10 protein-coding genes are annotated in these 14,857 nt (G+C 64.7%); 3 read left to right on the top strand and 7 right to left on the bottom strand.

Going from position 1 to position 14,857, the window contains the following annotated elements; genetic code table 11:
- Nucleotides 1–35: 35 nt before the first annotated feature.
- Nucleotides 36–1,040, top strand: a complete 1,005-nt coding sequence (locus SRU_RS00765) for a universal stress protein (protein WP_237701809.1) — start codon at nt 36–38, stop codon at nt 1,038–1,040.
- 446 nt (nt 1,041–1,486) lie between these two features.
- Nucleotides 1,487–3,022 carry a methyl-accepting chemotaxis protein gene (locus SRU_RS00760; protein WP_237701808.1) on the top strand — a complete coding sequence of 512 codons (1,536 nt, stop codon included), beginning with the start codon at nt 1,487–1,489 and terminating at the stop codon, nt 3,020–3,022.
- Between the two features lie 98 nt (nt 3,023–3,120).
- On the opposite strand, the gene SRU_RS00755 is transcribed toward SRU_RS00760, so the two are convergent.
- From SRU_RS00755 to SRU_RS00730, 6 genes are all read right to left on the bottom strand, one after another.
- Nucleotides 3,121–4,164: an HDOD domain-containing protein gene (locus SRU_RS00755; RefSeq protein ID WP_011402926.1), complete on the bottom strand. Its 1,044-nt coding sequence runs from the start codon at nt 4,162–4,164 to the stop codon at nt 3,121–3,123.
- A 1,704-nt stretch (nt 4,165–5,868) separates the two neighbouring features.
- Nucleotides 5,869–6,339: a hypothetical protein gene (locus tag SRU_RS00750; protein ID WP_011402925.1), complete on the bottom strand. Its 471-nt coding sequence runs from the start codon at nt 6,337–6,339 to the stop codon at nt 5,869–5,871.
- A gap of 687 nt (nt 6,340–7,026) precedes the next feature.
- Nucleotides 7,027–7,665 carry a helix-turn-helix transcriptional regulator gene (locus SRU_RS00745; protein WP_237701807.1) on the bottom strand — a complete coding sequence of 213 codons (639 nt, stop codon included), beginning with the start codon at nt 7,663–7,665 and terminating at the stop codon, nt 7,027–7,029.
- Nucleotides 7,666–8,131: 466 nt separating this feature from the next.
- Entirely contained in the window at nt 8,132–8,839 is a 708-nt protein-coding gene (locus tag SRU_RS00740; protein WP_164923425.1) for a ferredoxin--NADP reductase, read from the bottom strand.
- A 56-nt stretch (nt 8,840–8,895) separates the two neighbouring features.
- Nucleotides 8,896–9,417 carry a hypothetical protein gene (locus SRU_RS00735; RefSeq protein ID WP_011402922.1) on the bottom strand — a complete coding sequence of 174 codons (522 nt, stop codon included), beginning with the start codon at nt 9,415–9,417 and terminating at the stop codon, nt 8,896–8,898.
- A 226-nt stretch (nt 9,418–9,643) separates the two neighbouring features.
- Complete coding sequence (locus SRU_RS00730) at nt 9,644–11,335, bottom strand: CHRD domain-containing protein (protein WP_158442651.1); 1,692 nt, start codon at nt 11,333–11,335, stop codon at nt 9,644–9,646.
- 1,833 nt (nt 11,336–13,168) lie between these two features.
- Between SRU_RS00730 and SRU_RS00725 the strand changes: the two genes are divergently transcribed.
- Nucleotides 13,169–14,332 carry an MFS transporter gene (locus SRU_RS00725; RefSeq protein WP_011402920.1) on the top strand — a complete coding sequence of 388 codons (1,164 nt, stop codon included), beginning with the start codon at nt 13,169–13,171 and terminating at the stop codon, nt 14,330–14,332.
- Nucleotides 14,333–14,410: 78 nt separating this feature from the next.
- Here the strand turns inward: SRU_RS00725 and SRU_RS00720 are convergent, their stop codons facing one another.
- Entirely contained in the window at nt 14,411–14,857 is a 447-nt protein-coding gene (locus SRU_RS00720) for an acyl-CoA thioesterase (protein WP_011402919.1), read from the bottom strand.

Here is a 14,857-nt window from a genome sequence, read left to right as displayed (position 1 = left end):
CTCCGTTGTTCTCAGTCGTCACCGCTTCCGAGCCCGTGTTTCAAACGCTTCTGGTTGCCCATGACTTCTCCCCCTCCTCCAACCGCGCCCTGGCCCACGCGGTGGACCTTGCCGCCCGGACCGGAGCGGCACTCCATCTGATGTACGTGGACCGAACGGCCGAGGGCGTGCTGTTTGAGGGCGGAAAGGCGCCTCCGGACGACGAGCTGCAGGACCGGTTCGAGGAACGGTGCCACGCGTCGCTTGCCCCGCACGACCGTTCCCCGGCCGAGGACCGAGTCGTGTGCCACGCGGTGCGGGGCGTGTCCCCGGCGCCCCTGCTCGTGGAGAAGGCCGAAGAGATCGACGCCGACCTCATCGTGACCGGGACCGAGGGGCGCCGCGGCGCCCGGCGGCTCATCGTCGGCAGCGTGGCGGAGGAGGTGCTCCGCACGGCGCCCTGCCCGGTCCTGACGGTCCGACAGCGAGAGGCTGGCGGGGCGTCCGGGTCCACGGGCGAGGCGGATGACGCCTCCAGCTCTGCGGATGACGCCTCCAGCTCTGCGGATGAGGCCCCCAGCTCTGCGGATGAGGCCCCCAGCTCTGCGGTGGAGCAGATCGTCGCACCGGTCGACTTTTCCGATCTCACGGAGGTGGCCCTGCGGCACGTGGCCCAGATTGCGCCCCTCTACGACGTCCCGGTGACGCTGGTGCACGTCGTGGAGGACCCGACCATGCCGTCCGTCTACGAGGTGAACGCCTCCGCGGTGCGGGCCCGAGCGGCCGAGCAACGGGCGGAGGAGGCGCTTCAATCGCTGGGGGCGCCGATCGAAGAAACGGGCGTGTCGGTGTCCTATCTCGTCCACCGGGGGCAGACCACCAGCACCGTCGTGGAGGCCACGGGCCACCGGGACACCCTGACCGTAATGGGAACGAAAGGCCTGTCTGGACTGCGCCGCGTCATGCTCGGGAGCGTGACCGAGGCCGTCATCCGGGCGTCCGACGGGCCCGTTCTGGCGGTGCCCGCCTCCGCTCAAGAGGCTTCCCCGGCGAACGAGTAGGACCAGGGCGCCCCCACTGCCCGTCGGCGCCCGCGAGCGGCGCGTTCCACCGGACCGGACATCTGTGGCCTCTCCGGTAGGGCCGCCCCCACTGCTTCAGAGGCACCAAGCCTGTCCCCCCTAGCCGGCCTGTCCCGGGAGCAGACCCATTTGGCACGAAGGGCCCTGTACAAGGGGGAAGTGGCCTTGCACCTTTTGTAACAGCGACGTTGGGCATGGACAGAATGCGCTCCTCAAATGCTTTTGTCCTTGCGGCCACGACGCATGTCCGTGCACACCGGCTTTCCTGTAACATTATCGTATTACCGAGTTTAATTTTTTGTAACACGGCCCGATAACCTAAAACACCTTCCGAGCTTGGCCTCCCTTCACGGTCAGAGACAAGTGCCATGCTTACCCAACTCTTCGGATCTGGAGACTCTACACGGACGGACGCACAATCACCTGTGGGCAACGCTGGAGACGGCGCCGACGGCAGCCCCATCCAGGACGACGAGGGCAGCTCAGGAGTGACCGAGGCCGCCCTCATTGAGGGCGTCCACCGGTCGATGGGCGTCATCGAATTTCGCCCCGACGGGACCGTTGAGGCCGCCAACGAAAATTTCCTCGATCTCATCGGGTACGAGCTCGGGGAGATTAAGGGCGAGCATCACCGCATCTTTGTGGAGGACGAATATGCCCGGTCGGAGGAGTACCACGCCTTCTGGGAGAAGCTTCGGCGCGGGGAGCCGCACGAAGGCCGCCTGAAGCGAGTCGACAAGGACGGTCGCGTGCTGTGGCTTCAGGGCACATACGTTCCGGTGTTTGGGGAGGGGGAAGAGGTCCGGAAGATCGTCAAAATCGCAAACGACATCACCGATCGGGTCGAGGCCAAAAACAAGCGGGACACCCTCACCGAGCAGGTGGAGATCCTCTTGGGCGCGATGGACCGGTTCGCGGATGGGGACCTGACCGTACGGATCGATGCGGAGGCGGACGGAGACATCGGGCGCCTCTACGACGGCTTCAACCGGTCGGTGGACAACCTCCAGCGGATGGTCGAGCAGATCCGAGAGGTGGCCCAATCGACCATGGCGTCGGCCGGTCAGATCAGCTCGTCGTCGGATCAGATGGCCGCCTCGACCGAGGAGCAGTCTGCACAGGCAGAGGAGGTGGCCGCGGCGGTGGAGGAGCTCAACCAGACGATCGACGAAAACGCCCGTAGTGTCCAGTCGGTCGCCGAGGCCGCCGAGGCCGGTGGCCAGAAGGCGCGAGAGGGCGGCGAGGTCGTCGAAAAGACGACCGAGAAGATGGAAGAAATTGTGAGCGCGGCCCAAGAGACCGCTTCTGTCATCGAGGGGCTTGCCACCTCTAGCGAAAAGATCGGCCGGGTTGTCGATCAGATCGATGAGATTGCCAACCAGACAAACCTGCTTGCGCTGAACGCGGCAATCGAGGCCGCCCGGGCCGGAGAAGACGGGGCGGGCACCGGCCAGGGGTTTGCCGTCGTTGCCGAAGAGGTGCGCGAGCTCGCCGAGGAGGCCGACACGGCGACTGATGAAATCGCTGAGATGATCGAGCAGGTTCAACGAGAAACCAGCGGCGCGGTCGAGGCAGCACGCCGAAGCAGCCAGAAGGCCGAAGAGGGAATGGAGCTTGCCGACCGGACTGGTGGGGCCATCGAGGAAGTGATCACCTCCATCGGTACGGTGGAGGAGCAGGCGGAGGAGATCGCGACCGCCTCTGAGCAGCAAAGCGCCACCAGCGAGCAAATTGCACAGAGCGTCCAGTCGATCTCGACGGCGGCTCAGGAGTCGGCGGCCGGCGTAACCCAGGTGGCCGATTCGGCCGATGAGCTCGACGCCCTCACCGAGCGCCTTCGCGGCGCGGTCCAGCGGTTCGATCTTGATAAGGAGGCCGAATCGCCCCGAAAAGGCCCGGGCAGGTCAGCGCCGCAGAACCACGGAGGCGATGGACACCGGTCGGGACAGGTGTCTTTGTGAGAGGAATGCAGGAGATTCTGAATGCATGGGCAGAAGCGTGCAGTCTCTGTGCCTCGAAAAGAGGGCCTGAGAGAGCCGCCTCGACGACCTGAGATTGATCAATCCGAGAACGATTCCGCCACCGGCAGGTCCAGAAGAAACCGGGTGTAGAGGACCGTCTCCTTCGAAAACTCCTCCGTCACGGCCTCCAGGCTCGGCCTCCAGGCGTCTTCCACCCAGGCCCTCCAGGCCGGATGCTCGGCGCACGTCTCCCAGTCGCACGTCGCACTGGTTGCGCTGATCCCTGCGAGCTCCGGGGCCATCGTTTTCGTCAACAGACTCGCCACTCGGGCCGCATGCACGCCCTGCCCCCCCCCCACGGTGCTGCCGCGGCGCTGCGTCGCGGCATCGGCCAGGGGCTCAGGGAGATGCAGCGTCTCGGCCGCCCACGCTGCGGCCTCGACGTGATCGCACCCGAAGGCCGCCTGCTCCATGACCTGCGGATCCGCGTTCCCGTATCCCCGGTCCGTTCGGTCCTGGCTGTAGAGGGCGGCCGCTTTCTCCGGGTAGCTGTGGAGAAGCACGAGTTTGCCCAGGTCGCAGATGAGTCCCTGGGCGAATCCCTTCCACTCGAAGGAGGCCCACATCGGGGCGGATTGCGTCGGGGAGGCCTCCTCCGCGGAGGGCTCCGGCTGGTCCCGAGGCGGGTGGTCCCGGGAGGGGTCGGGCGCCCCCTTCGACGGGTCGTCCCCGTCCGGCGGCTCGCCCCCGCCCGACGACCCGCGCAACAGCCGTTGGGTGAGGGCGGCCGTCGCTTCGCTGTGGTAGATGAGGCGGGTCAGTTGCGGGCCGGCCGGCCCGTCTCGAAGGGGGCGCCACCTTCGCATGCTCAGCTCAACGACCAGCCCCGCCGCCGTGACCGGACCGATCATTTGAACGGCCGGGCCCAGCTCGCCGATCGGCCGTCGAAGATGGCTGTTGATGCGGCGTAGGATCCCGCTCTCAAGCCGGGGGTCGCAGTCTACCGCCGCAGAAACGGCCTCCGCGCCGGCGAAGCCTGACTCGTGGAGAGGCCCCAGAACTTCAGGAAGCGCCCAGGGAAGCGGGGGCACCTGCAAGTCGGAATCGTTTTCAATCACGCTGGGAAGCTCGACGTTGTCCATCGGTCGGGGAAGAGGCAAACCAGAGGGCTGCCGGTCAACGGAACCCGCTTTCCGTCGGAACAGGTCCAACCCGGGCGGGCCCGGCCGCCACGGGCCCGAGACTGTGCGCCAGTGCGTTGAGGGATCTGCTCACACGGCCACCAGACACCGCGCGCACCCTCCCCGTGCGAAAAGGCTTCTTCCCGGCACCGGACTGGACTTCCACTTTGGCAAGGAGGCCACCTGAGTCCAAACGTAGTGATCTGGAACGGCCCGCATGAGTTCTCCCAAAGAGGGAAAATCGCGTCACGGTTTCCGCTTCTAGAGTGCGTCCATGTGGAGACTGAAAACTTAAAGTCTCTTCACGCCATCTAAAAAAGCCCTTCCACGCTCGATGTGTGTGCCCTCGACGTACTGGATCGATGAAGAGGAGGAGGGGCGCCCGATGACTTGAACGCCGCTGGGAGGGGCGGGCCACCGGCTGCAGCCCCTACAGGCGCAGCAGGCGTTGGCTCCGAGAGGAGACCCTGCCGGGCCGGACTGGCCCTGCGGTTTCTCTGCCTCGCTGTCTGGACGGAGGACCCGCCCCTGCCGGCAGTCCATCCCGCGCAGCCCGAACATCGGAGCTCAGGGTCAGGGCGGCCAAGCGGGGGCCGTGGATGGGCTGTCACCGCGGCAGAGCGAACCCTGTGACCGAGCGGAAGCGCAGGTGCTCCGTCTGGCCCTCGGGTCCAACACACCTGGCCCAGACGCCACTCGATCTGAACCTCCCCTAGCTTTACCTGCCATGTTTGGGACGTCCGGCGTGCTATTTGGGTCGGTGGTCGTCTGGGGCGCAGCCGCAATCTGGGCGGCAGGCACGCTGACGCTCCTGATCTCTTCTTTCGCCCCGACGGAACACGAAGGGCCAACCCGGCTCCCCGCTTGGGACGGTCCTCCCCCGCGTGTCTCCGGCCCCTACAGAACGGCATCCGGGACCGGGCCCCACAATGCAGACGGGCCGGTTGGGCCTCCAGGCGCCTCTTCCCGCCGCTCCGGCCTGCCAAGGCCCCACAGTCAACTCGGCTCCATGGACCGGCCCCGCCCGTCGGTTCGCTCCCTCCGCGCCGATCTTGACCAACGGCCCCATCTTGACCGGCGGCACGGCGCCTCGCCCCCCGGCACGCGTCCCCTGCACTGGCTGCCATTCAGGTCCCCGCGCCCGTGGTAGACGCAGTCCCACACCGGCGGCCCCCAGCTCCTCCGAGCACGCGTGCCTGGATCAAGCTTCAGCTTCTCGGTTCGGACTGTGGAAGTTCGGGGCGCCTCAGCGGAACGACCGGGCCCTCTGGTCTCCGCTTCCGATGTGCGAGGACGCGGATCGTCCCCGACTCACTGTCGCCTCACGCCGAGTCTGACCACCGCGAGATCGCATCTGTCCCGGGGCGCCTGTCCTCAGTGGAGTTTGCCGCCCCGATCCCGTCGTCCTGGCCGGCGTCTTTCGTCCGGGCCTGTCGTCTTCGTCGCCGGTGGGTTTCAATCTGGCGGTTGCGGCTCGACGGCCGTGGGGAGGCGCCTCCCCTGAGGACCAGGAACGCCGTGCCGGCGGCGGCGATCACGACCAGTGCAATGGCGATTTCAGTCCACATTTCGTCGGGGGGATGTTGGGATTCACAAGTCGCGCGGGGATGGGCTGGCGGCCCCGCTTCCGTTCGACGTGCCTCGTGCCCCGCCTGGCGCTCTGCCTTAGTTGCTGTGCCCGTCGGCGTCGGTGTCGACGACCTTCACCGGGTCCTCGGCCCCCGGCTCGACCTTTGCCTTCACAATTTGCCCGTCCGGGTATCCCTGGCCGGTCTGCTCGCTTCCGCAGTCGACGTACACCACGGTGCCCCCGTCGGAGTGGTCGATGTCGCAGGTGGCGGTTTCCCCGGCCCCGATCGCCAAAATCCCACTTCCGTACCGGCCGGAGCTCTCGGGCGCCACCGCGCTGGCGATTGCTTCGTCGCTCGGGTAGGGATGGCTCACGTCGATGCCCCCAAGCTGAGAGGGCTTTTTGTGGGCCACGACGATGTCGGTGCCAATCAAGACAGACCGTTGAGCGAGGGCGTCCTGGGTAGCCTGCCGCTGGCCCTCGCCGAACGCCTCGATCCCGGCGACGACGGAGAGGCCAACGATTACCGCAGAAAGTGCGAGCAGAAGAAGTTGCTGTTGACCCATTGGGGGCTACTGGTCGATGGATGTCATTGCGCGGGCCCTGCCTCCCGTCACGGTCCCCCCTCGGCTCCCTTGCGGGCGCCTGACGACTCCTGGTGGGCGATCGTCGGGCAACCGGTTTGCCTCAGGGTGACGAAGGCTACGGGATGGAATCCACTCTTTGGAATACGAGGCTCTGCAAACTGATTCTAAAAGATCATACAGACGTGGAACGTCTGCCCGGTAGCGCCTGCTTCCGGGTCGCCGACAGGGGGGCGTGCCGGGGGCGGCCCTCGCGGTTCTCCCTGTGGCGTCTCCGAACATCTCAGGTTGTTGGAGAGCCGGAAGGCTACTGGCAGTAGCCTTCTCGTTTCGACTAGCTATGACCTCGGCCTCGGCCGGACTGGCGGTGTGCTCTTTCGAGTCCTAGGCCCGAGGAGAGAGCTTCTTCTGGTGCAAACCACCCGCCCGAGGCGTCCGACAGATCAGTACGCTCGCGGAGACAAAGGGGACTTCAATTCCGCGGCCCCCGGCCTACACGTCGCTTTCCAAATCACAGCCTGCATCGGTCGGAGGAGCGGAAATTGCTCTTTCTTTTCCCTTCGATGAAGAAGGTTACCCGACACGGAATGCGGTGCCCAACGGTAGACGGTGCCCCACGGCGAAGTCCCCGTGGTGAGGTGCAATGCTGCCGAAAGGCGGGCAAACGTTCTACGTCGCATCGACGACAAACTCGCACTGAGGACACTCCCCATCAGCGTCGCAGCGCCGCTCGACGGGGAGCTCGGTCAGCTCCTCAATCATTGCCCGTGCCAGGTCACAGGCTACCTCTCCGTGAGCCCGCACGCTGGCGGACAAGGGGCAGCTGCTTCCCTCCAGGCGGTACTGCTGTTCTTCCTCATGCATCTGCGGGAGCCCTCCCATCTTTTCAAGCACGTCGCGGGCGTGGCCGACCCGCACGGAAGCTTCCGAAACCAGCACATCCGGTTTTTCCATCTGCCCGAGCCGCCGCCCGGTTTCCTCAAGGATTGGGTCCGCATTCACCCATTCCGTCTTCTGAAGAACGGAGAGGAGGGTGTTCAAAAGCGTATCGTACGGCTTCGGAAAGAGATCTTCCGCCTTCCGGGTGAGCCCGTAGACGTGCTCCGGCTTCCGTTCAGTGGGGCGCCGGCCTGTAACCTCCACGATGCCGTCGGACTTCAGATTCGAGAGCTGTGCTCGGACGGCATTTCGCGTAAGCCCCAGGTGGTCGGCCAGTTCTCGAACCGTGCGGTCCTCCGGCCGAAGCAGCTGAACGATCTGGCGACGGGTTCCACCAAGGAGGGCTTGCAGAAGCGGGAGCTCGTCCATTGAAGGTTGATCGGAGGTGAAGGACAATGAGACTCAACGTTTGCGCTTCATAGCTGTCTGGAATACCTGAAACAGACATTTGGTTTCTTTTCAGTCGCAGAGGGCTTCACGGTCTCCTCCAGTCGGGAGCGGCGCAGAATCTTGACCCGAATCAGGCATCAACATGGGCGAGTGGATGAGACCAAGAGCGTAGTGGACAAAAAAGACGAGGGGAAACCCCCCCCTGGAATGGCTGCCACGGAGGACAGGTGGCAGGGAAAACAGAACCACTTCGAGCATAGCTGCTGGGGGGATGGCGCATACAAGCGGTCTTCGAAGCGGGACGGAACTCCAGTACAGCCCCTCGAAAAGAGAAAGCTTTTCTTCCTCGGAGACAGCCGGTCCTCTGCAGGCAGTTGGCCAACTGTGCGTGCAGAAGCAACGGCAGCAGGCAGGGATCTACACTGTGGCTGCTACACTGCGTCGCTTATACCGCGTCGCTTTCCCAGCCCTCGGTGAAGATGCGGCCGTCGTCGACGCCCTCCTCCTGCAGCATCTCTTCGCTGTCGACCACCATCGGGGGGATCCCGCAGATGTAGTAGTGCGGGTTCTCGAAGCGCTCGTCCACTACATCGCCCAGGTGGGTCTGTACGTGCCCGGTCGGCCCGTCCCAGTCCTCGTCGGACAGGGAGTAGAGCACCTCCAGATTGTCGCGGCCCGCGGACAGGTGGTCGAGGGTCTCCCGGTACATGATGTCCTCCTGCGTCCGCTCCCCGTAGAGGAACGCCGCCCGGCCGCTGCCCTCGCTCAAGTACTGCTTGAGCATCGCGATCATCGGGGTGATGCCCGTCCCCGTCGAGAGGAAGACCACGTCCCGATCCAGGTCGCGTAGATGCAGGTTGCCGCTGGGCTTGGTAATTGTGATCTCCTCCCCCACCGACCGGTCGTGCATCCAGGTCGAGGCCGTGCCGTCCTCGTAGCGCTTGATGCCGAGGGCCAGGGCCCCGGTGCCCGGCAGGTTGACCGGCGTGTAGGGCCGCCCGACGACGTCTCCGTTCTGCTCAAACTTGATCACGACGTGCTGGCCCGGCTGGTAGGAGAAGGTATGGTCCCCCGCCTCAAGAATGAACTGCTTGACCCGAGGGGTCATTTCGTGGATGGAGGTAAGCGTGGTCTCTAGCGTGTCGGAAGCCATGGCAGGATTGTAACGTGTGACGTGGGAGGATGAGCAGGAAGAACGGGGACCCGGGGTTATCCGCTGAACCCATCGTAGAGCATCGGTGTGGCCTGAAGCACGGCAGCCCCGAGGAAGTAGGTCGGAAGGAGTGCCATCGGCGCGACAAGGGCTGCGACCGCTCCGGCGAAGTTTGCAACGGCGGCCCATCCGTACACCGAGGCATTCGGCCCGGCCGTGAGGGCGGCGGTTGCCGCAAATCCGATCCCGGGGCCCGCGAACCAGAGCACTCCATAGGCCAGCACCTCAATCGTCTCGCCGGCGGGAATGGCCCCAAGTGAGACCCCAAAATTGATCAGAATCCCAGTCACGCCTAGCGCCGGCCACAAGAGGGAGAGGGTCTGGTCGCTAGACTCTGGTCGGTCCCAGAAAAAGGATACTGTGATTGGAAGCAGGGCCCCGACCAGCCACAGGGCGGTGATCGCAAACGGCACGTTCGAGAAGGTAGAGGAAAGTGAGGTGATGACTTGGGACCCAACCCAGCCGATAAGAACGGCCAGGCCCCATGTCTTCACGACGGTAGAACGGGTGATACTCATGAGCTTGGTGGTTTGTGTAAAGAGTAGAGTGGGATCCTTGGGGACGCGCCCAAGAGGAAGTATCTAAGGCGATTGGTTGCGGCGTGCCACCTTTTTGAAAGCTGCTCTACAAAAAGCTGCGCTCCGAAAAGCCCCCCACCGGCCTCGTGCCGATGGGGGCTTTCTTGGCGTGGGCGCTTGGCACGGGGAACTTCTCTGCGCACTGCTCGGCCGTACAGCAGAGGTCCTATTGCGTCGCGACAATCTGGCCGCGCATCTCGCCGTTAAGGTTCTCGGCGGTGTGGTGGTTGAGGGAGAACGGCGTGTCCCCACCGGGCTGGATGTTCTGGTCCACGATCCGTTGGGCCATCTGCGCCGGCGTCGTCACGAACTCGATCCCGCCGGCCGGCTCGATCGAGGCATCCCCGGCTGGCGCGCGGGCTGAGGAAAGGCCCTCAGCGTCTCCTTCCTCTCGGGTCCAGGTGCCTTCAATCGTGAGCTCGTTGTTCGCAGAATCGTAGGTCAACGTCCGGTCCGAATCGCCGGTGAGCCCCTCCGCCGCGATGCCGGGATTGAAGCCAATGGCCCGGTTCGGGCGGCTGGCCGGCACGTTGGATGCGATTAGATGAGACGTATTCACCAGGTCACCGTTGGAAAGCTCCACGCCACGAGTCACGGTAGTTTGCGGGTCACCCTGTCCCACGACCGCAAAGGACACCGGGCCGAGCCGCCCACGGACGTTGGTGTGGAGGTGAAGCCCAATCAGCTTGTTTAGGTCTTGGCTAGAGGCGTTGGCGTTCTTCGAGCCTCGAAGGACCTTATCGAAGTTCAAGCCCTGAAGAGTAATCGTGTAGTCGAGCTGGATCTCTCCGTCACGCACGACAAATTCGAGCTCCGCGGTCCCACTTCCAGTTGACGTTTCACTCGTCGGAATTGCACCCGGTGCAGAACCTCGTGCATCGTCGGTGATTTGCGAGCCCTCGATTGTCGCCTCGTAGGTGGTCGTTGGGAGGTCCGATAGTCTTACGTCCGGCACGTTGACTTCAACATTCGCGAAGTCGCCGCCGGTCCCCGGACCAGTAGTCGTCGCGAGGGCGGGCTGCTGGGCCGGAACGCGGTAGCCATCCGCATCACCGAGGAAGGGGGGCGTGCCCGCCGCCGCGCCTGGACCTGCGAGGTTCGGATTCGGCGCAAGGCCCGCCGGGCCGCGGTGGATCATCGCGAAGAAGTCGCCGGTCTCCTCAATCGTGTCGAAGACCTGCTGGGGAGAGTCGTCGTTCGGGTCGACCGGCTCGAGGACATCGAGCGCCACGTTCTCATGGACCTCATTGACGGCTAGGTCCCTCTCGCTGATGCCGATGAACGCCCCTACCTGACCGGACGAGCTGTTTCCGGTGTGGAGGTCGATCGAGAGCGTCTTCGCGCCGACGTTCCCCTGATAGAGAACCTCAATCGCGTCGACCGTGACTGCCCCCACGGGCCCATCGTAGGCCTCGTCGGCCCACTGGAACTGATTGATTGCGTAGACGGCCGCCGTCTGGCTGCTTGCCTCTACGCCGGAGATCGTCCCGTCGGTCGAGACGTGAGCGGCGTGGTCCACTGGACCGGCGTCCTGCCCGACATCGACCAGAACCTCGTCTCCATCAAGGTCCGAGGTGACCGGTCGGGTAGCAACGACAGTCTCATCGCCAAAGGCACCGTCGCCATTGTCGGTCGTCACGACGAGCGTGTCTCCTTCGCTGGCCGTCACGTTGGCGAGCCGGAGCTCAGTGTCCCCCGCCGTCAGGTCAAGGGCTTGCGTGTTAAACGTCACACTTCGTTCGACGGACGGCTCCTGTGTCTGCTGATCGTCCATCCCGGAGTCGCTGCTGTCACAGCCGGCCAGAACCAGGAGGCCCGCCAGAAGCAGCGCAGCAAAGGCGCGCGAAAATGTAAACATATCGGTGTGCATCGTTGGTGTGTGGCGTCATTCTGAGAGATATCGAGTAGCAAAAGTGCTCTTTTTGGGCTCCGAAACCCGCTGAATCTCGCTTCAGAATCCCGATCGATTTGCCCTCCAGGATTCAGAGACCAGCACCAGGGGACCCGAAAGCAGTTTGTTGATCGGGTTCGGGCTTTTCCTCACCCTAAAACAAAATAACTTTTGTTTTTTAGTGTTTACATGACACCACTGCGCACTGGAGTTGGTCGCGCTTCATAGTGAAGAAAGAGTTACAGAGCCGTCTCTCCCTCTCTGAAGCTGTTCTGAGGATCCCGCATGTCTACAAAAGAGGTGAGGCCTTGGGGTGCCCATACACTTATACAAAACTTTATTTTACTTTTTAGCGCGCAGGAGATGCGCAGTTTTACGCTAGAGAAAGTGTGCTCCCATCAGCGTTGACGACAGAGAACTGACCAGAAATGAAGACGGTGGGGCAGCACGCACGCCCCCGGCCGACGCGTGCGCCTGTTTTCTTCTCGAAGCTGTCCTGAAAGCTGCTGCAGCCCGCTGCTGTACTCTATCTGCACGCTGCTGGGTGTGCGGCTGGTCGTACGTGGTGCGTGGTTTCACGTGGGCGACATTCTCACGTGGAGGAGCATACGGAGGAGGCACCCACGCGGAGATAACACCCCTCGTCTGAGCTCATCGGAAAGCCCCATCGACTGATGTCGAGGCGAGACACGCAGTCATCGTTTGTCAAAGCCCGTTTGGGGAGATCGTCCGGACGATCTGAGAGACGGCTTTTGAGCCGTGCCGACCAGCCTTGAGAAGCAGTTAGCCCCCTCTGGAATCAGGCCAGGCCATTCACATGAGGCTTTCACATGAGGCTTTTACCCCCTGGCGAAGAACTCACTCCAGGCAAGAGGAAACGGGTCACCGGGAACTGTACCACCGGCGGTCACGCCTGACGGCCGTTTCTGACCGCCCGACGCGGCCGGAAGGCTCGGAAACGGAGGCATTTCCTGTCAGCACGTCACCGCCGAGGGCCTGAATGAAGTTTGCCTCACTCGTGTCAGGGACCGGAGTATCAGCGGGTGCCCGTCTCCACTCGTTTTTCCGACGAGGACAGTTCTAGTCGGTTTACAGGTGGAGTGGATCGGGCGCAGGCGACAGACTGGCCTGGGAGGTTGCGTTCCAGGAACGGGCCGTCACGCCATCCTTCTGTTGGAGAACCCTTCTGATCGGGACAGGTCTCGTGGGGCAAAATAGCCAGGAGCGATGCATACAGCATCCAGAAGAGGTGCCTGCAGACGCTCCCCGCAACAGGTACATTCGAGATATGTAGCAGGGCAGACCGGCCATCATCGGTGAGCCCATGACATCGATTCTGCTTGCCCTACTGTTGCTAGGAATCCTGTCCCAATGGTTTGCAGAAGACATCCAGGCAATGGCAATGTGATACATCGGCGTTGTTGCACTCTCGTGCTCTCATATTCGGATCAGTCCGGGACACGACGCTCCAGATGTTCCGCCTTAGCCCTACGTTCATCGTGCTGAAGGGCACTTTTCAGCTTCTGTCCGGTTGGTCGTTTAAATCCTTAAAGCCGCTGGGCAAAAGTTGAGCCGAGAACGCCGGGCGCCCGATCGGACCGGTCCATTGGGGGCAACTCGGAGCATGAGGGGAGCGGCCCGGACGTGGCTGACGCCGCTTCTGCCCCCGTCCGTCGGCTCCATCCCGGACTGGGGGACCTGGCGGGCCCTCCGAGTTTTTGGCACTTCCACTACTTGTACCACTAGGCACTTCGCATCATTCGCCAAATTACCCGTCCCCGCCGCGAATCGGAGTCTCGGTTGCAGCGCGGCCTTCTGATTCTGGGCATCCTGCTGATTTCGCTCAACCTGCGCCCGGCGCTTGCGAGCGTGGGCCCGCTCGTGGAGAGCATTCGCGGGGCCACGGGCCTCTCCAACGCGGCCCTCGGTCTGCTCACGACGCTGCCGCTTCTGGCTTTCGGGCTTGTCTCGGCGCTCACGCCGTTGGCGACGCGGCGGCTGGGCACCGAGGGGGCACTGGCCGCGGCGCTCTCGCTCGTCGCGGTCGGGACGCTTGCGCGAGCAGCCCCCTCAACGGCGCCCCTCTTCGGGGGCACGGTGCTCTTTGGGGTGGGCATCGCGCTGGGCAACGTGCTCCTGCCCTCGCTCGTCAAGCGGGACTTTCCGGAGCACTCCGGCGTGATGACCAGCCTCTATTCGAGCGGGATCGGGGCGGGCGCGGCGATTGGGGCGGGCACGACCGTCCCGCTGGCCGGTGTGCTCGGGTGGCGGGGCGCTTTGGGGGCTTGGGCCGTGCCCGCGGTCGCCGCCCTCCTGGTGTGGCTGCCCCAGCTCCGAGCCGGTGCGCCCGCCCGTGCGTCCTACAACATCGGTGACTCGCTTCGGGCCCTTGCACGCTCGTCGCTGGCGTGGCAGGTCGCCCTCTTCATGGGCCTTCAGTCGCTCACGTTTTACATCGCCCTCGCCTGGCTGCCGGGCTTCCTGCAGGCGCGTGGCTTCGACCCGGCCGCCGCGGGCGGGCTGCTTGCGCTCTCGCAGGTGATGGGGGTGGCCGGCTCGGCGGTCGTGCCGACGTGGGCCGCGCGACGGGCGGACCAGCGGCGCACCATCTGCTTGCTCGCGCTCGTGGAGGGGACCGCGCTGGCCGGGCTGGCGTGGCCCGGGGCGCCGCTGGCCTCCCTGTGGGTCTCGGTCCTCGGCTTCGTCCTGGGCGGTACGTTCGGGCTGGCGCTGCTTCTGCTCGTCCTGCGGGCCGCCGATGCCGAGACGGCAACCGAGCTGTCGGGCATGGCGCAGTCGGTCGGCTACCTCGTGGCGGCGGCCGGGCCGGCGGTCTTTGGCTTGCTGCACGACCTCACAGGTGGGTGGGCGGCCCCCCTCGCCCTCCTGGCGTTTGCCCTCGTGGCAAAGACGGCCGTGGGCCTGCGTGCGGGGCGGCCCGGCCAGATCCGTCCGGGCAGGTGAGGACGAGCGCATGCCGCCCTGCGCGGGCCGGGGCCCGGGCCGTCACGGCCGCCTCCCGAGGCCGACGCCGTCCCGTGGTCACGACTGTGGCTCGTCCTGCGTCGCGGACGCGGGGCCGGGCACCGGCGTCGGGTTGTCCTGGTCGTCCAGGGCCACGAGGGTAAATTGGCCGGTGCAGGCGAGCGTCCGGTCGTGCTCGTCCATCGGCTCGATGAACATGTCGACGCGGACGGTGAGGGACGTCGTGCCCGTGTCCGCGATCCGGGCGATGAGCTCGACGATCGTGCCCTCGGGGACGGGATGCTTGTAGTCAATCTCGCTCGTGCGGACCGTCACGACCTTCGTCCGGCACCAGCGCGTCGCGCAGATGAACGCGGCCTGGTCCATCCATTCCAGGGCCGTGCCGCCGAAGAGCGTGTGGTAGTGGTTCGTGTCACCGGGAAACACGGCGTGGACGATGCGCGTCTCCGCTGCCTCGTCGAGGACGGCGGCGGGACGCGAATCCGGCGAAGGGGAAGGGGCCAT

The sequence above is a fragment of the Salinibacter ruber DSM 13855 genome (assembly GCF_000013045.1).
Classification (GTDB): domain Bacteria; phylum Bacteroidota; class Rhodothermia; order Rhodothermales; family Salinibacteraceae; genus Salinibacter; species Salinibacter ruber.
Note: the sequence above shows the minus strand (reverse complement) of the source record. Positions and strands in the feature narration are given on the sequence as shown.